This window comes from Microbacterium sp. C448 (assembly GCF_000582705.2).
In the GTDB taxonomy this organism is placed as follows: domain Bacteria; phylum Actinomycetota; class Actinomycetes; order Actinomycetales; family Microbacteriaceae; genus Microbacterium; species Microbacterium lacus_A.
In genome coordinates, this window is sequence record NZ_HG779742.1 from 14,693 (window position 1) to 34,879 (window position 20,187).

General features: G+C 67.2%; 23 protein-coding genes. 20 read left to right on the plus strand and 3 right to left on the minus strand.

What is annotated here, in order from left to right:
• The first annotated feature begins 3 nt into the window (after positions 1-3).
• The 17 genes from rplF to MIC448_RS12040 all read left to right on the plus strand — a co-directional run bounded on the left by rplF (position 4) and on the right by MIC448_RS12040 (position 11,971).
• Entirely contained in the window at positions 4-540 is a 537-nt protein-coding gene (gene rplF / locus MIC448_RS11960) for a 50S ribosomal protein L6 (RefSeq protein ID WP_036299975.1), read from the plus strand.
• A 2-nt stretch (positions 541-542) separates the two neighbouring features.
• Positions 543-902 (plus strand): 50S ribosomal protein L18, encoded by a 360-nt coding sequence (rplR, locus tag MIC448_RS11965; RefSeq protein ID WP_036299976.1) that lies wholly within the window; start codon positions 543-545, stop codon positions 900-902.
• 20 nt (positions 903-922) lie between these two features.
• Positions 923-1,612, plus strand: a complete 690-nt coding sequence (gene rpsE / locus MIC448_RS11970) for a 30S ribosomal protein S5 (RefSeq protein WP_081766382.1) — start codon at positions 923-925, stop codon at positions 1,610-1,612.
• Positions 1,612-1,797, plus strand: a complete 186-nt coding sequence (gene rpmD / locus MIC448_RS11975) for a 50S ribosomal protein L30 (protein WP_036299980.1) — start codon at positions 1,612-1,614, stop codon at positions 1,795-1,797. The genes rpsE and rpmD overlap by 1 nt, the downstream gene beginning before the upstream one ends.
• Positions 1,797-2,486 (plus strand): 50S ribosomal protein L15, encoded by a 690-nt coding sequence (gene rplO, locus MIC448_RS16455; protein WP_081766383.1) that lies wholly within the window; start codon positions 1,797-1,799, stop codon positions 2,484-2,486. The genes rpmD and rplO overlap by 1 nt, the downstream gene beginning before the upstream one ends.
• Before the next feature lie 180 nt (positions 2,487-2,666).
• Positions 2,667-3,989 (plus strand): preprotein translocase subunit SecY, encoded by a 1,323-nt coding sequence (secY, locus tag MIC448_RS11985; protein WP_036299981.1) that lies wholly within the window; start codon positions 2,667-2,669, stop codon positions 3,987-3,989.
• Positions 3,986-4,582, plus strand: a complete 597-nt coding sequence (locus tag MIC448_RS11990) for an adenylate kinase (RefSeq protein WP_036299983.1) — start codon at positions 3,986-3,988, stop codon at positions 4,580-4,582. Before secY ends, MIC448_RS11990 begins: the two co-directional genes overlap by 4 nt.
• Before the next feature lie 21 nt (positions 4,583-4,603).
• Positions 4,604-5,434: a type I methionyl aminopeptidase gene (gene map, locus MIC448_RS11995; protein WP_036299985.1), complete on the plus strand. Its 831-nt coding sequence runs from the start codon at positions 4,604-4,606 to the stop codon at positions 5,432-5,434.
• 20 nt (positions 5,435-5,454) lie between these two features.
• Positions 5,455-6,141: a thioredoxin domain-containing protein gene (locus tag MIC448_RS12000; protein WP_243419992.1), complete on the plus strand. Its 687-nt coding sequence runs from the start codon at positions 5,455-5,457 to the stop codon at positions 6,139-6,141.
• A 229-nt stretch (positions 6,142-6,370) separates the two neighbouring features.
• On the plus strand, positions 6,371-6,592 hold the full coding sequence (gene infA / locus MIC448_RS12005; protein WP_017201569.1) for a translation initiation factor IF-1: 222 nt from the start codon (positions 6,371-6,373) through the stop codon (positions 6,590-6,592).
• 68 nt (positions 6,593-6,660) lie between these two features.
• Positions 6,661-6,777 carry a 50S ribosomal protein L36 gene (rpmJ, locus tag MIC448_RS12010; RefSeq protein WP_036299987.1) on the plus strand — a complete coding sequence of 39 codons (117 nt, stop codon included), beginning with the start codon at positions 6,661-6,663 and terminating at the stop codon, positions 6,775-6,777.
• Between the two features lie 163 nt (positions 6,778-6,940).
• The gene (gene rpsM, locus MIC448_RS12015; protein ID WP_036299989.1) at positions 6,941-7,315 is read left to right on the plus strand and encodes a 30S ribosomal protein S13; all 375 of its coding nucleotides are present in this window, start codon (positions 6,941-6,943) and stop codon (positions 7,313-7,315) included.
• A 37-nt stretch (positions 7,316-7,352) separates the two neighbouring features.
• Positions 7,353-7,751, plus strand: a complete 399-nt coding sequence (gene rpsK / locus MIC448_RS12020) for a 30S ribosomal protein S11 (protein WP_036299990.1) — start codon at positions 7,353-7,355, stop codon at positions 7,749-7,751.
• Positions 7,752-7,926: 175 nt separating this feature from the next.
• Positions 7,927-8,916 carry a DNA-directed RNA polymerase subunit alpha gene (locus MIC448_RS12025; RefSeq protein ID WP_036299992.1) on the plus strand — a complete coding sequence of 330 codons (990 nt, stop codon included), beginning with the start codon at positions 7,927-7,929 and terminating at the stop codon, positions 8,914-8,916.
• A gap of 40 nt (positions 8,917-8,956) precedes the next feature.
• The gene (gene rplQ, locus MIC448_RS12030; RefSeq protein WP_036299994.1) at positions 8,957-9,508 is read left to right on the plus strand and encodes a 50S ribosomal protein L17; all 552 of its coding nucleotides are present in this window, start codon (positions 8,957-8,959) and stop codon (positions 9,506-9,508) included.
• A gap of 126 nt (positions 9,509-9,634) precedes the next feature.
• Positions 9,635-10,303, plus strand: coding sequence for a hypothetical protein (locus tag MIC448_RS12035; protein ID WP_232711681.1), 669 nt, complete (start codon positions 9,635-9,637; stop codon positions 10,301-10,303).
• 183 nt (positions 10,304-10,486) lie between these two features.
• Positions 10,487-11,971, plus strand: coding sequence for a glycosyltransferase (locus tag MIC448_RS12040; protein WP_036299996.1), 1,485 nt, complete (start codon positions 10,487-10,489; stop codon positions 11,969-11,971).
• Between the two features lie 16 nt (positions 11,972-11,987).
• On the opposite strand, the gene MIC448_RS12045 is transcribed toward MIC448_RS12040, so the two are convergent.
• From MIC448_RS12045 to MIC448_RS12055, 3 genes are read right to left on the minus strand one after another with little or no spacing between them, the layout of a single operon-like run.
• Complete coding sequence (locus tag MIC448_RS12045) at positions 11,988-13,070, minus strand: response regulator transcription factor (RefSeq protein WP_036299998.1); 1,083 nt, start codon at positions 13,068-13,070, stop codon at positions 11,988-11,990.
• A gap of 60 nt (positions 13,071-13,130) precedes the next feature.
• On the minus strand, positions 13,131-14,132 hold the full coding sequence (locus tag MIC448_RS12050) for a glycoside hydrolase family 6 protein (RefSeq protein WP_036300000.1): 1,002 nt from the start codon (positions 14,130-14,132) through the stop codon (positions 13,131-13,133).
• Positions 14,133-14,141: 9 nt separating this feature from the next.
• On the minus strand, positions 14,142-16,280 hold the full coding sequence (locus MIC448_RS12055; protein ID WP_081766384.1) for an acyltransferase family protein: 2,139 nt from the start codon (positions 16,278-16,280) through the stop codon (positions 14,142-14,144).
• 165 nt (positions 16,281-16,445) lie between these two features.
• On the opposite strand from MIC448_RS12055, the gene truA reads away from it, so the two are divergent.
• From truA to MIC448_RS16460, 3 genes are all read left to right on the plus strand, one after another.
• The gene (truA, locus tag MIC448_RS12060; RefSeq protein ID WP_036300002.1) at positions 16,446-17,303 is read left to right on the plus strand and encodes a tRNA pseudouridine(38-40) synthase TruA; all 858 of its coding nucleotides are present in this window, start codon (positions 16,446-16,448) and stop codon (positions 17,301-17,303) included.
• A gap of 97 nt (positions 17,304-17,400) precedes the next feature.
• Positions 17,401-18,144: an endonuclease/exonuclease/phosphatase family protein gene (locus MIC448_RS12065; RefSeq protein WP_051513713.1), complete on the plus strand. Its 744-nt coding sequence runs from the start codon at positions 17,401-17,403 to the stop codon at positions 18,142-18,144.
• Between the two features lie 122 nt (positions 18,145-18,266).
• Positions 18,267-19,886 (plus strand): LuxR C-terminal-related transcriptional regulator, encoded by a 1,620-nt coding sequence (locus tag MIC448_RS16460; protein WP_158497545.1) that lies wholly within the window; start codon positions 18,267-18,269, stop codon positions 19,884-19,886.
• Positions 19,887-20,187: the final 301 nt, after the last annotated feature.

Here is a 20,187-nt window from a genome sequence, read left to right on the forward strand (position 1 = left end):
TCGATGTCACGTATTGGAAGACTGCCCATCGACATCCCCACGGACGTCACCGTCACGGTGACCGGTCGGGACGTTTCGGTCAAGGGACCCAAGGGTGAGCTCGGCCTGACGATCGCTCGTCCGATCGAGGTCGTCGTCGAAGAGAACCAGGTCGTCGTGTCGCGTCCGGACGACGAGCGCGAATCGCGTTCGCTGCACGGACTCACGCGCACCCTCATCGCCAACAACATCGTCGGCGTCACCACGGGCTACACCAAGGGCCTCGAGGTCGTCGGCACGGGTTACCGCGTCGCACAGAAGGGCGGCTCGGTCGAGTTCGCCCTCGGCTTCTCACACCCCGTCCTGGTCGAGCCCCCCGCGGGCATCACGTTCACGGTCGAGGGCAACAACAAGGTCACCGTGAGCGGCATCGACAAGCAGGCCGTCGGCGAAGCCGCGGCCAACATCCGCAAGATTCGCAAGCCCGAGCCCTACAAGGGCAAGGGTGTGCGCTACGCCGGCGAGGTCGTGCGTCGCAAGGCCGGAAAGAGTGGTAAGTAACCATGGCTCTTAAGTCGAAGTCAGACGCTCGTTCGCGTCGCCATGCCCGCCTTCGTAAGAAGGTCGTCGGCACCGAGCTGCGCCCGCGTCTCGTCGTGACCCGCTCCGCACGCCACGTGTTCGTCCAGGTCGTCGATGACGCCAAGGGCCACACCGTGGCGTCGGCATCCACCCTCGAAGCGGACCTGCGTTCGTTCGACGGTGACAAGACCGCCAAGGCGCGCAAGGTCGGCGAACTCGTCGCCGAGCGTGCCAAGGCCGCCGGCATCGAGGATGTCGTGTTCGACCGTGGCGGTAACCGCTACGCCGGCCGCGTCGCTGCGATCGCCGACGGCGCCCGCGAAGGGGGACTGAACCTGTGAGTGAAATCAAGGAGACCGAAGTGGCAGCCACTGCCGAGCAGGCCGCGCCCGAGGCGACGGCTGCACCTGAAACGGCTGCTGCAACCGAGGCGCCCGCCGAGCGTGAGCGCGAGCCGCGTCGCGGTGGCCGTGAGCGCAACGCCAACCAGCGTGACCGCGGTTCGCGTGATGCCGACAAGAGCCAGTTCCTGGAGCGCGTCGTCACCATCAACCGCGTCTCGAAGGTCGTGAAGGGTGGTCGTCGCTTCAGCTTCACCGCCCTCGTGATCGTCGGAGACGGTAACGGACTCGTCGGTGTCGGCTACGGCAAGGCCCGCGAGGTGCCCCTGGCCATCTCGAAGGGTGTCGAAGAGGCCAAACGGAACTTCTTCCGTGTGCCCCGCGTCGACAAGACGATCCCGCACCCCGTGCAGGGTGAGGCAGCAGCGGGCGTCGTCCTGCTCCGCCCCGCCGCCGCCGGTACCGGTGTTATCGCGGGCGGTCCCGTCCGCGCCGTACTCGAGTGCGCGGGCATCCACGATGTCCTGTCGAAGTCGCTCGGCTCGTCGAACACGATCAACATCGTGCACGCGACGGTCGCCGCGCTGAAGCAGCTCGAGGAGCCCCGCGCCGTCGCCGCACGTCGTGGTCTCGACTTCGACCAGGTCGCCCCCGCGCGCCTTGTTCGTGCCGAGGCTGACGCCGCTGCGGCAGCAAAGGCAGGTGCATGATGGCTGCACGACTGAAGGTCACGCAGATCAAGTCCAAGGTGAGCGAGAAGCAGTACCAGCGCGACACGCTGCGTAGCCTCGGCCTCAAGCGGATCGGCGACTCGGTCGTCCGTCCGGATGACGCCCAGAACCGTGGTTATGTCAACACGGTTGCTCACCTCGTGAAGGTTGAGGAGATCGACTAATGGCTGAAAAGGACAACGCGGCCGAGGCCGCCGAAGCCAAGGCTGCAGCGCCCAAGAAGGCTGCGGCCCCCAAGGCTGCTGCCGCGAAGAAGGCGCCCGCCGCGAAGGCTGCTGCTGAGAAGGCGCCCGCCAAGGCTCCTGCCAAGGCATCCGCTTCGAAGGCTTCGGCTTCTGCCGACGCCCCGAAGGCAGCGGCGACCAAGGCTCCCGCCAAGAAGGCCGCCCCGAAGGACGACGCTCCGGCGTCGCGCCCCGGTGTGCTGAAGGTTCACCACCTGCGTCCCGTCCCGGGTGCCAACAAGGCCAAGACCCGCGTCGGTCGCGGTGAGGGCTCGAAGGGCAAGACGGCCGGTCGTGGCACGAAGGGCACCAAGGCCCGCAACACCGTGCGCGTCGGCTTCGAGGGTGGCCAGATGCCGCTGCACATGCGTACGCCGAAGCTGCGCGGGTTCAAGAACCCGTTCCGCGTCGAGTACCAGGTCGTCAACCTCGAGAAGCTCGCCGAGCTCTACCCGGCGGGTGGCGACGTGACCGTTGCCGACCTCGTCGCCAAGGGCGCCGTTCGCAAGAACGAAAAGGTCAAGGTTCTGGGCGATGGCGACATCGGAGTGAAGCTCCTGGTGAACGTCGACAAGGTCTCCGGCTCGGCCGAGCAGAAGATCGTCGCCGCCGGCGGCAGCGTCAAGTAATACGGACGAACTGTTCTCAAACAGGGGGTCGGAGGCATCCTCCGGCCCCCTGTCTCCGTTCTCGGGACTTCTCACTCGTTGCCGCCGATCTCGGGCATGGGCTGCTCGCAGGGGCAGCCTGGGCTAACCTAATGTTTGGCCCGCCCGCGGGCATCTCCCTTCCCTTCAGGAGGATCCTTCTTGTTCAGCGCTATTGCGCGCATCTTCCGGACACCCGACCTGCGCCGGAAGATCGCCTTCACCTTGGGCATCATCGTGCTCTACCGTCTCGGTGCGCACGTGCCGACGCCGTTCGTCGACTTCGCGAACGTGCAGTCCTGCATCGGGCAGAACGAGGGCATGGAGGGACTCCTCTCTCTCGTCAACCTGTTCTCGGGTGGTGCCCTGCTGCAGCTGTCGATCTTCGCGCTGGGCGTCATGCCGTACATCACGGCCACGATCATCACGCAGTTGCTGCGCGTCGTCATCCCGCACTTCGAGACCCTCTACAAAGAGGGCCAGGCGGGTCAGGCGCGCCTGACGCAGTACACGCGCTACCTGACCATCGCGCTGGCGCTCCTGCAGTCGACGACGCTCGTCACGGTCGCTCGCAGCGGGCAGCTCTTCGGCAACACGGGCGTCGCCGCCTGTGACAACCTGCTGACGAACGTCGCGTGGTGGGCGCAGCTGCTCATGATCATCACGATGACCGCCGGTACCGGCCTCATCATGTGGTTCGCCGAGCTGGTCACCGAACGCGGTGTCGGCAACGGCATGTCGCTGCTGATCTTCACCTCGATCGCCGCGACGTTCCCCTCCGCGATGTGGTCGATCTGGCAGGCCCGTGGCTTCGAGACCTTCCTGCTGGTCCTCGCCGTCGGAATCGTGGTCGTTGCGCTGGTGGTGTTCGTTGAACAATCGCAGCGGCGTGTGCCCGTGCAGTATGCGAAGCGGATGGTCGGGCGCCGGACGTACGGCGGTACCAACACGTACATCCCGATCAAGGTCAACATGGCCGGCGTCGTGCCCGTTATCTTCGCGTCGTCGCTGCTGTACATCCCGGCGCTGCTGGCCCAGTTCAACCAGCCCGCCGCGGGTGAAGAGCCGGCAGGGTGGGTCGTCTGGATCTCGCAGTACCTGACGTCGGGCGACAGCCCGATCTACATGGCCGTGTACTTCTTCCTGATCATCGGCTTCACGTACTTCTACGTGGCCATCACGTTCAACCCGGTCGAGGTCGCCGACAACATGAAGCGCTACGGCGGCTTCATCCCCGGCATCCGCGCGGGTCGTCCGACGGCCGAGTACCTCGATTACGTGCTCACGCGCATCACGCTGCCGGGCTCGATCTACCTCGGTCTGATCGCGCTGCTCCCGCTGATCGCGCTGGCAACGGTCGGTGCGAACCAGAACTTCCCGTTCGGTGGAGCATCCATCCTGATCATCGTCGGTGTGGGTCTTGAGACGGTGAAGCAGATCGACGCGCAGCTGCAGCAGCGCCACTACGAAGGGCTGCTGCGATGAGCGCAACTCGGCTGTTGATCGTCGGACCCCAGGGTTCCGGCAAGGGCACACAGGGCGTTCGCATCGCGGAGGCCTATGGCATCCCCGTCGTCTCGACCGGCGACGTCTTCCGCGCGAACATCAAGGACGGCACGGAGCTCGGGCAGCGCGTGCAGCAGATCGTCGAGCAGGGGCGTCTCGTGCCCGACGAGCTGACCAGCGAGATCGTGCGCGATCGTCTGGCGCAGCCCGATGCGGCGGCGGGATTCTTGCTCGATGGCTACCCGCGCAATCTCGGGCAGGTCGGGCATCTCGATGACTTCCTCGCGAGCCGCGACGAGTCCCTCGACGCCGTGATCGAGCTGCGTGTGCCGCGGGCCGAGAGCATCGCGCGTCTCGGACTGCGTGCCGCGCAAGAGGGGCGCTCCGACGACACCGACGACGTGATCGCCCACCGTCTCGACATCTACGAGAACGAGACGGCCCCGATCCTCGACGTCTACGGCGAGCGGGGCATCGTCGACGGGATCGACGGTATCGGGACGCTCGACGAGATCACCGACCGCATCTTCGCAGCGCTCGAGGCCCGCGGGCTCGTCCGCCGCGGCGCCTGATCGCTCCCCGCGAGGACACGCATGGTTTTGCGGCGCTCGATCTATAAGTCACCCGCCCAGTTGCGGGCGATGATCGAACCCGGGCTCATCACGGCGCGCGCCCTCGCGGCCGTGCGTGAGCTGGTCGCCCCCGGCGTCACGACGCTCGAGCTGGATGCCGAGGCATCCCGCGTCATCACCGCCGCCGGCGCGAAGTCGAACTTCCAGATGGTGCGCGGCTACCGGCACACGATCTGCACCTCGGTCAACGAGCAGGTGGTGCACGGCATACCCGGCGCTCGCGTGCTGGGCGCGGGGGACATCCTGTCCGTCGATGCGGGTGCCGAGTACCAGGGCTGGAACGGCGACTCCGCCTTCACGGTCGTGCTGCCGGATCCGTCGCGGCCCGAGGTCGTCGCCGAGCGCGAAGAGCTCTCGCGCGTTACCGAGGGATCGCTCTGGGCCGGGATCGCGGCGCTCGCTTCGGCGCGGCACCTGAACGAGGTGGGCGCGGCGATCCAGGACTACGTCGATGCGCAGGGTGAGTACGGAATCCTCGCGGACTACGTCGGACACGGCATCGGACGCAAGATGCACGAGTCGCCGTCGGTGTTCAACTATCGCGTGACCGACCCGGGGCCCGAGGTTCGCCCCGGCCTGGTGCTCGCGATCGAGCCCATGGTCGTCGCCGGCGACCCCGCGACGCTCGTCGAAGACGACGACTGGACGGTTTCTACCGTGGACGGCTCAGCCGGCTCACATTGGGAACATAGCGTCGCGGTGCACGATGGGGGAATCTGGGTGCTGACGGCACCCGACGGCGGGGCCGCGGGCCTGGCCGCGTTCGGGATCGAACCTCAGCCCATCGGCTGAGGCAGACGTAGGAGCACGTAATGATGGCCACAGCGGGTAAGCGCACGAACTGGTTCGCGATCTGGGTGAGTGTCGCGGTGGTTGCCGTCGTCGTCGTCGCGGGCGTCGCCGTCGTGCTCATCAACAACGCCGCGTCGAACCCGGATCCCGGTCCCGCGCCCGAGGCTGCGATCGTCAACACCGAGACCGGTGCGATCTCGGTCGGGGACGGTCCGGATGTCGTAGCCACCTACATCGACTTCATGTGCCCGATCTGCAACCAGTTCGAGGGGATCTACGCCGAAACGCTGAACGACCTCGTCGCGGACGGCTCGATCACGCTCGAGTACCACCCGGTCGCGATTCTCGACAACCAGTCGCAGGGCACGCAGTTTTCGACCCGAGCGGCGAACGCGCTCTACTGCGTGGCGACCACGACGCCGGAGGCTGTCACGCCGTTCGTCTCGGCGATGTACGCGAACCAGCCGTCCGAGGGCACCACCGGCCTCAGCGACGACGAGATCATCTCGATCGCGACGGACGCGGGCGCTGCTGACGCGGCATCCTGCATCACCGACCGCACCTACGAAGGCTTCGTGGGGGAGCGCACGCAGGCGATGCCGACGACCGCGGACGGCGGGCGCGGTACGCCGACCGTGACCTTCAACGGCGAGCGCATCGACCTGACGGGCGACCCGCAGGTCGACATCATCGATCGCCTGAGCTGACACAACGGGCACCCTCGCGGGGTGGAACGGGCACCCTCGCGCCCCGGTTCGCTGGCGGCGTAGGAATGGATGCCGCGAGCATTTGCCTCGGGCATCCGTGTCGGATACCATAGATCCTTGGTGCTTTGCGCCGTCTATCGGCGTGTCTCACGACTCCGCCGGGACACCGACGAAACACCGAAATCCCACCCACCGCAGACCGACCGGTCTGCCCAGCGTTAGCGAGTGTATGGCCAAGAAAGACGGTGTCATCGAGATCGAGGGCGTGATCTCCGAGGCGCTTCCCAACGCGATGTTCCGCGTTGAGCTGAGCAACGGACACAAGGTCCTGGCCACGATCTCGGGCAAGATGCGGCAGAACTACATCCGCATCATTCCGGAAGACCGCGTCGTCGTAGAGCTCAGCCCCTACGACCTCACCCGCGGTCGAATCGTTTACCGCTACCGCTAGACCGGTCGAGAAGTAACGGCCCATGCGTTCTTGACGCATGGGTACGAAGACAGCGAACAGGAAACATCATGAAGGTCAACCCCAGCGTCAAGCCCATCTGCGATCACTGCAAGATCATCCGCCGTCACGGCGTGGTCATGGTGATCTGCAAGAGCAACCCGCGCCACAAGCAGCGCCAGGGCTGAGACGCTCCCGCTTTTTCTGCAAGAACAGCACCACAGCACACAACTGAATACATACGGCAGTTTCAGAACCTCGTCCCGAGAGATCAGGGCGGGGGGACACCCCGGGCGGAGGCCCGGGCACCGATTCTGCTCCACACCTCCACACACCTCCTAGGAGAGCCGCATGGCACGTCTTGCTGGCGTCGACATCCCGCGCGATAAGCGCGTGGTCATCGCCCTGACCTACATCTACGGCGTTGGCCGTACCCGTTCCGTCGAGATCCTGAACGCCCTCGAGATCGACCCTGACGTCCGCGTCAAGGACCTCGCGGACGAGCAGCTCGTTCAGCTGCGTGACCACATCGAGGCCACGTACAAGGTGGAGGGTGACCTTCGCCGCGAGGTCGCCTCCGACATCCGCCGCAAGGTCGAGATCGGGTCCTACCAGGGGATCCGCCACCGTCGTGGCCTGCCCGTCCACGGACAGCGCACCAAGACGAACGCCCGTACGCGCAAGGGCCCCAAGCGCACCGTCGCCGGCAAGAAGAAGGCGCGCTAGGCCTCCGCCGGCGTTCCAGGTTTAGGAGAAAAACGTTATGGCACAGGCCAAGACCGCCGTACGCAAGCCGCGGCGCAAAGAGAAGAAGAACATCGCGCTGGGTCACGCCCACATCAAGTCGACGTTCAACAACACGATCGTTTCGATCACCGACCCCTCGGGCGCTGTCATCAGCTGGGCCTCGTCGGGCGGCGTGGGCTTCAAGGGCTCGCGCAAGTCGACCCCGTACGCGGCCGGTATGGCCGCCGAGTCGGCCGCTCGTCAGGCTCAGGAGCATGGCGTCAAGAAGGTCGACGTCTTCGTCAAGGGACCGGGTTCCGGTCGTGAGACGGCGATCCGCTCGCTGACGGCCGCCGGCCTCGAGGTCGGTTCGATCCAGGACGTCACGCCGCAGGCACACAACGGCTGCCGTCCCCCCAAGCGCCGCCGCGTCTGATCCCGTAGCCGGGGCGCCTCGTGCGCTCCGGCTGCAGGTCGTCGCGCCGTCTCACTGACTTCGCGGATGCCTGGCCCTGCGCCCTGCGCGGTGCCCCGTCATCCGCCCGAGAAAAACTCACAACCTCACCCATGCAAGTGTCATATAGCGGGCACTTAGCCGAAAGGAACACACAGTGCTCATCGCACAGCGTCCCACTCTGACCGAGGAAAAGATCGCGGAGTTCCGCAGCCGCTTCATCATCGAGCCGCTCGAGCCCGGATTCGGATACACGATCGGTAACGCGCTCCGTCGGAGCCTGCTCTCGTCGATCCCCGGTGCAGCCGTCACGAGCATCCGCATCGATGGTGTCCTCCACGAGTTCACCACGATCCCCGGTGTGAAGGAAGATGTCACCGAGATCATCCTGAACATCAAGCAGCTCGTCGTTTCGTCCGAGCGCGATGAGCCGATCACGGCTTACCTGCGCAAGACGGGTGCCGGCCAGGTCACTGCCGCCGACATCTCCGCTCCCGCGGGCGTCGAGATCCACAACCCCGAGCTCGTCATCGCGACGCTCAACGACACCGCCAAGTTCGAGCTCGAGCTGACGATCGAGCGTGGCCGCGGCTACGTTTCGGCGACGCAGAACCGCAACGAGTACGCCGAGGCCGGTCAGGTCCCGATCGACTCGATCTACTCGCCGGTTCTCAAGGTCAGCTACCGCGTCGACGCGACGCGTGCCGGTGAGCGCACCGACTTCGACAAGCTGGTGCTGGATGTCGAGACCAAGTCCTCGATCGCCCCGCGTGACGCCGTCGCTTCGGCCGGTCGCACGCTGACCGAGCTCTTCGGCCTCGCCCGCGAGCTGAACGTCGAGGCCGAGGGCATCGAGATCGGCCCCGCGCCGGTCGAGACCGTCCTCTCGAACGAGCTGTCGATGCCGATCGAAGACCTCGATCTGTCCGTCCGTTCGTACAACTGCCTCAAGCGCGAGGGCATCAACACGGTCAGCGAGCTCGTTGCGCTCTCCGAGACCCAGCTGATGAACATTCGCAACTTCGGTCAGAAGTCGGTCGACGAGGTGCGCGACAAGCTCGTCTCGCTCGGCCTGTCGCTGAAGGATTCCGTGCCGGGCTTCGACGGCGCGCACTTCTACGGCGGCTACGACGACGAGACCGTCTGACCTGCGGACCCCGACCCGATTCATCCTGGAGTAGATACTCATGCCTAAGCCCACGAAGGGTCCCCGCCTCGGCGGCGGTCCTGCCCACGAGCGCCTGCTGCTTGCGAACCTCGCCGCGGCCCTCTTCACGCACAAGTCGATTCAGACGACCGAGACCAAGGCCAAGCGCCTGCGTCCGCTCGCTGAGCGCCTGATCACGTTCGCCAAGCGTGGTGACCTGCACGCGCGTCGTCGCGTGCTGGGCATCATCGGCGACCGTGAGGTCGTGCACGTGCTGTTCACCGAGATCGCCCCGCTGGTTGCGGAGCGCGAGGGTGGCTACACGCGCATCGTCAAGATCGGCAACCGCAAGGGCGACAACGCCCCCATGGCTGTCATCGAGCTCGTGCTCGAGCCGGTCACGCCGAAGGTCAAGTCGTCGAAGAAGTCGGATGCCGCGGCCCCCGCTGCAACGCCTGCTCCGGCTGACGAGCCCGCCGCCGACGAGACTCCGGTCGCCGTCGAGGACGCCGATGTCGAGGTGTCGGACACCGACGCCGAGGCTCCCGAGGGCGCCGCAGAGGCAGCCGCCGAGGACGCCGAAGCGAAGTAATCCGATATACCGCAAGAGGCCCGTACCCCTTCGAGGGTGCGGGCTTCTTGCGGTCTTCGGCGCGTCGCGTCGCGGATTTCATGCGGGCGGACATCCAGTGCAACACTTAGCGCTGGAGGGATCTCTGTGATCAATGTACGCACGCGCACCGCGGCAGCGATGTCACATCGCTCGATTTCCGCACGCCCCGATGCCCGCCGTCATGCGCTCCGGGGGCTCGCCGCGATCACGATGATCTCGGCTCTCGCCCTGACCGGATGCGCGGGCGTGTTGCCGTGGGATCAGCCCTCCGGCTCGCCTTCGCCGTCGGGCACGACCGTTCCGGCCCCGGTGCCGAACGATCTCTCCAGCGGCTCCACCGCGCGGACGCTCGCCGCGGGCGCCGTGGGCGTGTCGATCAACTACTGGTCGACGCTCAACATGGGGGACTGGACATCCGGTGCGCTCAAGCCGGTGAGCATCAGCCTGATCACGTCGGTCACACCCAACGACGGGCAGAAGGTGTATCTGCAGCGCGCGACGATGGTCGCGGTTCCCGGAACGCTCAATGAGTCGTTCGACCCGCTCTCGCCCCAGACCGATCAGTCCACCGTCGCGCCGGGATACCTCGTTCTCGACCCTTACAGCTACTCGCAGACCTTCAACGTCGGGCCCGTGCCGGCCGAGGCGACGCTCGTCACCCTGCAATTCACCTACGACTTCCTCGTGCAGACGACACCCACGTCCACCGAGTACGCCAAACAAAGCGCGTCAGACACCCTCACCGTTGCGATCACGGGCCAACCCGCGCCCTGAGGACACTCCGCGTAGTAGCATTCGCAAGTGAGAGCATTCTCATCCTGCCGTCACGTTTCTCTTAGGTAGATCCTGCGGAGCCGACAAGCCCGTCCTGAGGTTCCCCTGAGCGGCTCCGCCCATAATCGAACAGCACCCCCCGTATTTCTTCCCCCGGCTTACCCGCCGAAACACGAGGTCCCCATGTCGATTTCCCCGTCCGTCGGCCAGAAGGTCATGCCGTATTCGCGGCCTTCCGCCGCCCGGCCTGAGCCCGAGCCCGAGATCGTCGAGCCGAGCAGCGCCTTTCCGCAGGACTTCGCCGCGTCGCTTCAGGACCTGAGCACCCAGCGGGCGACCATCGGATGCATCATCCCGGCGTACAACGAAGAGGAATCGATCGCCGACGTGCTGCGGGGGCTCCTCGAGCAGTCTCGCGTGCCGGATGTGATCCACCTCGTCGTGAACAACTCCAACGACAAGACCGTCGCGATCGCCTCGGAGTTCGCGGGTCCGCACGAGATCACGACCGAGCTCGGCGAGCAGTTCACCGAGGTCTTCGTCCATGACATCGGCAAGAACCCCGACAAGAAGGTCGGTGCCCTCAACTACGGTTTCGCCCTCGTCGAGGGCTACGACTTCCTTCTCGGCGTCGACGGCGACACGGTCGCCGACCGCCGCGCCGTGGAGTTTCTCGAGACCGAGATCACGAGCGACACCCGCATCGGCGGTATCTCCGCGATCTACTCGATCGACGACAACCCGTTCAAGGGTTTCGCGCGCTTCCTCATCACCGGACAGCGGTCGCAGTTCGCGGCCTTCAACCTGCACAACCTGCTCCGCGGCCGCAACATGGCGGTGCTGGGCGGGCAGTTCTCGATCTTCTCGACCAAGGCCCTGCGCGATGTCATGCGCGAGAACCACCAGTCGACGCCCTGGGTGAAGGACAGCGAGGTCGAGGACTCCCTGCTCTCGCTGCAGATCAAGAGCGCCGGATACCTCACCAAGATCAGCCCGTACGCCCGCGCCGACGTGGGTGGCATGACGACCCTCCGCGGCCTCGACGCCCAGCAGGTCAAGTGGAACTATGGCGCGATCGAACTGATGTGGCCGGGCCAGCGTGGCGACACCAAGGGCCAGCCGTTCCACCCGAACCTGCGCGTGCGCTGGCTCGAGCAGTTCAGCATGCTGGTCAACCTGTTCGTGCGCGTCGGTTTCGTCACTCTGCTCGCGGGTTCCCTTTCGATCAACGCGTTCATCTTCTCGCCCCTCTGGCTCATTCCCATCGCGATGTCGGTGGCGCTCAACCTGCGCATGGCGCTGTCGATGAAGAACAGGGACCGCCACGATGTGCTGTTCGCCGGGCTGATCGTGCCGGCCGAGCTCTACATGTGGATCCGCATCGCCCACTTCCTCCGCTCCTGGACCCGCTTCCTCTCGCGCACGAAGGTCGACAACTGGGCCATGCAGGCGAAGGCCGAGCGAGGTGCGGGGATCGGGCACTGGACACCGCTGTTCCTTGCGATCGGGATCGTCGCGGCGATCGTCGTCGCCTGGCACCTGATCCCGATCGAGCTTCAGTCGGGCATCCTCGCGGTCGGTTGGCCGGTGCTCGGTGTCATCACGGTGATCCAGACCCTGAGCATGTTCATGCGGCTACTACGTCGTCAGCACGGCTTCAAGGTCTGACCGAGAAGGTTCTCGACTAGCCGTCGGTGTCGGGGGTCATGCGATACCCGACATCCCGCACTGCTTCGAGGTAGCGGGGGACCGGTGAGCTCATTTCGCCGAGCTTGCGGCGCAGGCTGTCGACGTGGGCCTGGACGGCCCGCTTGTCGGCGTCGCCGACGTAGTACGACGTGACGTAGGACTCACCGCGCAGCACGAGCGTCAAATCGGCCTTGCTGCGGATGCGTCGACGTGACGACATGATCGTCAACAGCAGTTCGAACTCGGTCTGGGTGAGGTCGACCGGTTGGGTGCCGATCTCGACACGGCGCGTCTCGGGGTCGAGAAACAGGTCGCGGTGGTGCATCCAGCCCATGTGCGGGTCACGGCGTTCGACCTCGGAGCTGGGCCCGTCGATCTCACCCTCGATGACGTCGTCGTACTCTTCGTCCAGATCGTCGTAGTCTTCGGCCGGCACGACCCGCATCGCCTGTACGGGCTCGTCGTACCTCTCCCACTGCTGCGTGGGAGGCTGGCGCGGCTGCCGCGGCGGCGGCGCCTGCTCGAATGAGTGAGCGCCCGGCCCGCGGTAGATCGGCGGGTCGGCAGGAGCAGCCTGCTGAACGGACGGCTGCGGGGCGGGCGCCTGAACCGGGATCGACGTGGTGTTGATGCGCGGAAAGGATGGTCCGGCGCTTTCTTGCTGACGCGGCGAGGGAGCGCCGGGCGCTTCGGTACGGGGCGGGCGCCGCAGGAATGCATCGATGCGTGCCCGGAACTCGCGGGGTCGGAACGGCTTGACGATGTAATCGTCGGCGCCGGCGCCGAGCCCCTGGATGACGTCGGATTCTTCGGCCATGGCGCTGACCATCATGATGAAGGTCGGGCTGCCGCCCGCTCGGATGCGGCGGGCAGCCTCGAAGCCGTCGATCCCGGGCATGCTGACATCGAGCGTCGTGATGAGGGGCTTGTATGCCAGGGCGGCACGGACACCGTCCAGACCGTTGCCGACGGACACGACGGAGAATCCGGCCGACTCGAAGACGCTCGCGATCAGGTGCCGAACGTCGGGGTCGTCCTCGACAATGACGGCAGTGCGCAGCTCATCGGCATCGGCCATGCGGTCGCTCCCTTTGCTGACGGTAGATCTTGTCGAATTGTCCCATACACGGGGCCGACGTTATTCGTCGTCGTTTTCCACGACGACGACGTCGGTGGTCAGAACGATGGCGGACTGCGGCCACCAGGCACCCGCCGCGGGGCCGCCGTTGCACGTGCCGTCGCTCTCGCCCGGCACCTTGATCCAGAGATTCGTGTCGACGACGTCGTCGTGAACGGTTCCGGGAGCAGATCCGACGCGCCGGTCCGGCGGATTGCACCACTCGCCCGTCGACCCGACGCCATTGCGCGCGGAGTCGATGACGGCGTTCGCTCCGCCGAGCAGTCCCGACAGCTGGCGTGCGTAGGTAACCTCGTCGGCGTCGGTGTTGTAGTTCGAGACGTTCGTGGCGAATCCGCGGACCTGGTCGATGATGCCCATCTCGCGGATGAATCCCGCCATGACGTCGGGGGAGTGCCACGTCGAGTGGCCGCCGTCGATATAGATGTCGGCGTTGTCGGCCGACAGATTCGTGACCGCGCCCTGCAACTGAGGCGCGCGCTCGGCGAGGTTGCCGCATTCCTGGGCGAGCGCAATCGAGTCCGGCTCGAGCATGATGATCGTCTCGATGCCGGAGGCCCGCACCGCTGCGCCGATCTCGGCGGTCCAGGTCGCGTAGTCGGCTTCGGAGAGTCCGCCCGCCGAGAAGTTGCCGCAGTCGCGTCCCGGCAGGCCGTAGACGACGATCGTGGAGGTGGCGCCCTGGTCGGACGCTTCCTGCGCGAGCGACGTGACGCGGGCCCCGACCTCGCCGATCGGGTCGCGCTCGGGCACCAGCCAGAACGCCGTGGGTTGCGCGGCGAGGTATGCCGCGGCGGCCTGCTCCGGGGAGTCCTCGGGGGCATTCGCGGCTTCTCGGGCGGCTTCTGTGTCGGTGAACACCGCGACGCGGATGTGTTCTTCTTCCTCGGCCGCGACGTCGCCGCCTCGGAGCAGCGCCCAGACGGCTCCGCCGGCGATGACCAGCACGAGAACCACGACGAGTGTCACGACGATCGAGCGGCGTCGGCGAGAGGACTTCACCGCTTGAATCTATCGCTCCGGCAGGTCCGCGGAGACACCGCGGCCCTCCTCGGCCTCGGCATCCGTACCGGCATCCTTATCAACGTCGCCCCCGTCTTCGCGATCATCCTCGCCATCGACGAGGCGCGAGGCGAGCGCCGAGGCGCGAACGGACCTGTCGAACGCGGCCTGGGCCCGGGCATCCTCCACGCCCTGCACGGCTGTTGCCACGGTCTCGGCGAACAGTCGCCCGCCCGTGTGGCCGGGGTGGATGCGGTCGCCCGCGAGCAGGTCCTGGTGTGCCGCGGCGGCCCCCGCCCAGTCGGCGACGACGACGTTGGCCTGGGCCGCATCGAAGGTCGCGAGTTCGGCGTTGACCCCGGCGATCCAGTCGCGCGGGGCGAAGGCGTTCACGAGTACGAGGTGCCGGTCGGGTCCGATCGCCCGTTCGAGGCGGGCGAGCGCTTCTGCGCTGATCGGCCCGTTGGTACCGAGCGCGATGACGACGTAGGGCCGAAGCTGCCCGGCGGCAGCCTGGGCTTCGGCGATGCCGACACCCGCGTTCAGCGAGCGCGAGACGGATGCGTCGATCTGAATTCCCGGCAGGCGCTCCATGAGCCCGGGTGCCGATGCGAGCATGACGGAGTCGCCGATGGCGCTGACCTGGTCGCCGGTCACCGGGGTCGGTCGAGGGCCGGGCACGGGCTCATCGCCCGTCTGCACGGCGAGCGGCGGCTCGACGCGGGGACCGGTCGGAGACGGCGATGCTGTCGGCGCGTCTGCAGCGTCGAGAGCCTGCTGTCCCGCTTCGACCGCGGTCGCCCCCGACGTGACCTGGGGCGCAATCGCGATCGCGCTGGTCGTGGCGGCGGCGGCGATCACGAACGCCGTGACGGCCGCGAGAGCGGCGAAGCGACCGGCCGGTGCCCCGGACAAGCGAGCGCGGAGAGCCGCGAACGAGACGCGGAATCCGTTGCGGCGGACCGGGGTCTCGATGAACCGATACGAGACGGTGGCGGCGAGGAGGGTGATGGCGAGGGCCCAGAGCCCCACCGCGAGCGGCACCTCGGTACCCGGGGCGATCGAGAGGCCCGCCATGAGGAGGACAAGCACGGGCCAGTGCCACAGATAGATGCCGTACGAGCGCTGCCCGACGAAGCGGAGCGGCCCAAGATCGAGCGCGCGTCCCAGCACGGAGCCCGGCCACGCTCCGGCGGTGATCGCGACGACCGTGAGCAGGCACGCGACGAGCAGGGCGCCCGGGAACGTCGCCGTATCGGGCGCGGGCGGGACGATGGCGATCGCGACGATCCCGACGACGGCGAGTGCGCCGAGGGCGGTGACGCCACGGCGCACGCCGGCGCGCAGCATCCAGGCGGTCGGTGCGCGAAGCGCCTGACCCGCGACGAACGCGAGCGCGACGCCGAGCAGGATGCCGAAGCCGTGCGAGTCGGTGCCGAAGTAGGCCCGCGTCACGCCCGTCCCGCCGCTGGCTCCAGCCAGCGCGTTCGATACGAGCACGGCCATCCAGAGCGCCGAGCCCGCCGCCGCGACGACGGCGACGCCCGCGCGGACGATGCGCGAGGGGATCAGCAGCAGGAGCGGGAAGAGCAGGGGCCAGAGCACGTAGAACTGCTCTTCGACGGCGAGGGACCAGAGGTTTCGGAACAGCTCGGGGGTGCCCGCGTCGAAGTATCCGCTGCCCGCCGAGATCGAGATCCAGTTGAAGCTGAAGGTCAGTGCGCCGAGCACCTGTCGCCCGAAGCCGACCAGCACGTCGCCGCCGACCGTCCACGCCCAGAGTCCGCACACGACGATGAGCGTCACGAGCGCCGGCAACAGGCGGCGGGCACGGCGTCGCCAGAACCCGACGAGCGAGATGCGTCGGCCCCGACCGGCGGCCTCGGATGTCGCGGCCTCGTGCAGCAGCAGCGAGGTGATCAGGAACCCGCTGATGACGAAGAAGACGTCGACGCCGATGAATCCCTGCGGCAGCCACCACGCGGGGAACAGGTGGTAGGCCACCACGAGTGCCACCGCGATCGCGCGCAGTCCATCCAGGCCCGCGTAGCGTTCAGAAACCCGCGCCGAAACGGGCGGCAGGGCAGGCGCGACGGGACGGTCGAGCGTGGGAGCCGTGGCGGGGGCGGGGGAGATGTCGCGAGTCATGGGGTACCGGGCGGCGGACGTGGGGCGCGCATTTTCGGGGAGTGCGTGGGGCACATGCGGGTGGCGTCGACGCAGCCCAAGTTTACGTCGGGGGCACCGACACTGCGAGAAGGATTGCGGGAGGCTGACCCCCGGGGGGCTCCGCCGCGGCAATAGGCTGATCGGGTGCGGATCCGCCTCGACATCGCCTACGACGGCACGCACTTCCACGGCTGGGCACGGCAGACGAGCCTCCGCACCGTCCAGGGGACGCTCGAGGATGCCCTGGCCCTGGTGCTCGGCACGGGACACACAGCAGCTCCCACCCCGCGCCTCGTCGTCGCAGGCCGGACGGACGCCGGCGTGCACGCCGCCGGTCAGGTCGCACACCTCGACCTCGACGCAGAGCTCCTCGATGCCCTCGGCCGGTCGCGTCCGAAATACGGTTCACCGCTCGATCTGCTCGCGCAGCGGGTGCGCGGCGTGCTCGGCAAATACCCGGACGTCACGGTGCGGGACATCCGCGAGGCCCCCGAGGGGTTCGATGCGCGTTTCTCGGCCGTGTGGCGCCGCTACGCATACCGCGTCGCCGATTCCACGACGGGCTACGACCCCCTCGAGCGCGCCCGCACGACGAATGTGAACGCCCGCCTCGACGTCGACGCGATGGATGCCGCGGCCCGCTCACTCATCGGCTTGCACGACTTCGCCGCCTATTGCCGGCCCCGCGAGGGCGCCACGACCATCCGCACGCTGCTCGAGTTCGACTGGCGGCGCGATGACAACAACGTGCTGATCGCGAATGTGCGCGCGGATGCGTTCTGCCACAGCATGGTGCGCGCGCTCGTCGGCGCCTGTGTCGCGGTCGGCCGCGGCCGTCTGAGCATCGAGGATGTCGCGACCCTCCGAAACGCGCAGGAGCGCACCAGCGCCTTCCCGGTGCTCGCGGCCCGCGGCCTCACCCTGATGGAGGTGGGTTACCCCGCCGACGATCTGCTCGCGTCGCGCGCGGACGTCACCCGCGCTCGCCGCGACGAGGAGTGAGAACGCGCTCGTCCACCTGAGAGTTGTCAAAGAACCCCGGACCGACGGCCAACGCGTCACCCGACGGTAACGTCCCGCGCCTATCCTGGTTGGCGGTATGAAGGTCATCTCTTACAACCTGCGCAAGCATCGTGCGGCCACCGAGCTCGCGACGCTCGCCGAGCGCTACGAACCCGATGTGCTCTGTCTGCAGGAGTGCGACTCGACCGACATCCCCGACACCATCCAGGGCCTGAAGCTTGCGGATGCCACGAGCCGCAACCGCCTGGGGCTCGCCGTCTACTTCCGCGAGAACACCTACCGCGCCGAAGCCGTCCGGGCGATGAGCTTGAAGAAGTCGCTGCACGATCGTGTGCTGAAGCCCGCGGAGGAGCGCCTGCTCGGCGTGCGCCTGCATGACATCGACGCGGGACACGAGATGATCGTCGCGTCCTTCCACGCCGCGCCCCTGACCGCCCTGAACTCTTTGCGCCGGCATCAGATCCGCACGGCACTCGACGAGCTCAGCGCGCTCGGTCCGGGCCTGCCGACCCTCATGGTGGGCGACTACAACTACCCCGTGTTCAAAGAGAACCTCGGTCAGCGCATCCGCGACCAGGGCTACGAGTTGAACCTCAGTGACGCCCGCACCTACACGCGCTACCGCTTCTTTCGCGGCCACTACGACTTCGCCACCTCGGTCGGCTTCGAGATCGACAAGGTGCAGACCCTTCCGCAGGGCCTCTCCGACCACAAGCCGATCCTCGTGACGGCCATGGCGATTGCCGCGACGACGGACACGAACGCGTCCCCGAGTACGTCGACCCCCGACGAGCCTCTCGCCCCCGCCGCAAGCGCCTGATTTTTCTGGCTCCACTCGCGTCATGAAACGCCGCACGAGGCGTCTCATGAGAGAGAGCGACCACCCCGGGCGCCCTCTATCGTGGTCGAACACATCAGAACCGTCTGATGGTGGGGATTGCCGTGAGCGACGAACAGCAGGTCGGGCGTGCGCGCGAGTCAGCGCACGAACGAGTAATCGTCGCGCCTGAACACCTGCGTTCCGCAATCGAGGATGCCGCCCGCGACGAGGGTTGGATGGCTGCCGCCGACGTCTTCCAGCGGCACTGGGATCTTTACGCCACCCGACTTCCCGAGGCGATGCTCGAGGCGTTCAAGGGTTTGCCCGGCGAGGTCTTCGTCGAGCGTCCCAGCATGTTGATCGCCGCCGACTATCTGCAGCAGGTCGCGGCAGGTCAAGACGTGGGTCGCTTTCATGACGGCGCCCGCGACCTGTACGGCGGCACCCGCGAGCCACGTGAGCTGCTGGATTCGCTGATCGCGTTGACGGGTCGCGCGGCCGGGGCGCGGATGGAGGGTGGTCTGGACACGGCGCGCCTGCGATCGGTCGAAGCGCGACGGATGCTGGAGCGCGCCGACGAGTCCTCACGAGGTCGAGCCCGCGAGTCCTTGCCACACCTGATGATCCAGTGGGGGCGGTGCCGCGAGGTCGCCGCCGCGGACGGCGCGATCGCCGAGTACGAACAGAGTCATCACCTCGGTTCGATTACCGGACAGCCCGAGATCGCCCGTCGCGCCGCCGGTTCGCTGGCCTGGCTGCTCGCCGAGCGCGGTCGGCTTTCGGACGCACGATCGTGGCTCGAGAAAGCGCATGCGACAGAGCGCGACAGTCCCCGCTACGACGCCGTGTTGCATCTGACCGAGGCGCTCATCGCGGCCGATGAACTCGACGACGATGCCGCGTCCCAGGCTCTCGCCCGCATCGATGAGGGCGCGATCGGGGAGTACTGGGCCGCGCATCTGTGGGTGCGCGCGATGATCGCCCGCGGCCCGCTCGCCCCCCTGATCGTCCGGCACGAGATGGCGGGCGAAACCGAGCGTCGCTCGCGACCCCTGTTCGACCAGGGCGCCAATCGGCGTTATCTCGTGCGGGCCGCATCGGCCCTCGAGATCGAACTCGACGAGCCGCTGAGTCCGACAACCCCCAACCCCGAAGACCCCGTCCCAGCCGACGTGGTCCGCCAGGCCCGGGATCTCTATCGCGCGGGTTCGCATGCCGCAGCGCGAGCGCATGCTCGCACCGCGCTCGCCGCATCTCCGCCTGTGCGCGACGAAGCCGCAGCCCAGTTGCTCCTCGCCGCCTGCGAGTTCGCGCTCGGGGGAGCGGATGCCGCGGGCCCCACCTTCTGTCGAGCTCACGCCCTCATCACCCACGAGCGCCTGTTTCACACCTACCGAGCCCTCACAACCTCAGACCTGAAGTCGCTCGCGGACCTGTCGGGCCTGGACGTCCCCGATTCCCTCACCCAGCCGCGCAACTCCATCGACACTGGCACTGGCACCGGCACAATCACAACCGGCGCCGGCCCCCACTCCGCTTCACAACGCCACGCGAACCTCGACGCCCTCACGCGCCGCGAGCGCGAGTTGCTTGTTCTCATCGCCGACGGTCAGTCGTTCGCCGATATCGCGGACACCCTCTTCATCAGCCGGAACACGGTCAAGACCTTGACTCGCAGTCTCTATCGCAAGCTCGACGTTCACAGTCGCGCCGAGGCCGCCGCCCTCGCCCGCCAGCTCTGAACACCCACCCGCCAGCTTTGAATACCTCAACTCCACCCTCACCCTCACCCCAAGGGTGAATTCGAGTCGCTTCGGGGGTGATATCTGCCGGAACCCCAGGCCGCGATTATGAGGGCGCTCTAATGTTGCGAGTCGAACGCCTTGCGCACCGCAGGGCTTCTCGTCTGTTCAGGGAGTCGTCGTGCCGCGCATGCTTCTCTCTTCCGCCGTGCGGGTGGGTGACCCGCGAGCCGGTCGGATGGTTCCGGCGGCGTGACAGGCGGTTCGGACCGTATCCGGGGGGACTAGTCCGAACCGCCTG

Bases quoted from the DNA above. Each gene is read 5' to 3' on its own strand.
- infA (WP_017201569.1), top strand. From the start codon at position 6,371: ATGGCCAAGAAAGACGGTGTCATCGAGATCGAGGGCGTGATCTCCGAG.
- MIC448_RS12000 (WP_243419992.1), top strand. From the start codon at position 5,455: ATGATGGCCACAGCGGGTAAGCGCACGAACTGGTTCGCGATCTGGGTG.
- rplF (WP_036299975.1), top strand. From the start codon at position 4: ATGTCACGTATTGGAAGACTGCCCATCGACATCCCCACGGACGTCACC.
- rpsK (WP_036299990.1), top strand. From the start codon at position 7,353: ATGGCACAGGCCAAGACCGCCGTACGCAAGCCGCGGCGCAAAGAGAAG.
- MIC448_RS12045 (WP_036299998.1), bottom strand. From the start codon at position 13,070: ATGGCCGATGCCGATGAGCTGCGCACTGCCGTCATTGTCGAGGACGAC.
- rpmJ (WP_036299987.1), top strand. From the start codon at position 6,661: ATGAAGGTCAACCCCAGCGTCAAGCCCATCTGCGATCACTGCAAGATC.
- rpsM (WP_036299989.1), top strand. From the start codon at position 6,941: ATGGCACGTCTTGCTGGCGTCGACATCCCGCGCGATAAGCGCGTGGTC.
- MIC448_RS12040 (WP_036299996.1), top strand. From the start codon at position 10,487: ATGTCGATTTCCCCGTCCGTCGGCCAGAAGGTCATGCCGTATTCGCGG.
- rpmD (WP_036299980.1), top strand. From the start codon at position 1,612: ATGGCTGCACGACTGAAGGTCACGCAGATCAAGTCCAAGGTGAGCGAG.
- MIC448_RS12055 (WP_081766384.1), bottom strand. From the start codon at position 16,280: ATGACTCGCGACATCTCCCCCGCCCCCGCCACGGCTCCCACGCTCGAC.
- MIC448_RS12065 (WP_051513713.1), top strand. From the start codon at position 17,401: ATGAAGGTCATCTCTTACAACCTGCGCAAGCATCGTGCGGCCACCGAG.
- rplQ (WP_036299994.1), top strand. From the start codon at position 8,957: ATGCCTAAGCCCACGAAGGGTCCCCGCCTCGGCGGCGGTCCTGCCCAC.
- rplO (WP_081766383.1), top strand. From the start codon at position 1,797: ATGGCTGAAAAGGACAACGCGGCCGAGGCCGCCGAAGCCAAGGCTGCA.
- rplR (WP_036299976.1), top strand. From the start codon at position 543: ATGGCTCTTAAGTCGAAGTCAGACGCTCGTTCGCGTCGCCATGCCCGC.
- MIC448_RS11990 (WP_036299983.1), top strand. From the start codon at position 3,986: ATGAGCGCAACTCGGCTGTTGATCGTCGGACCCCAGGGTTCCGGCAAG.
- map (WP_036299985.1), top strand. From the start codon at position 4,604: ATGGTTTTGCGGCGCTCGATCTATAAGTCACCCGCCCAGTTGCGGGCG.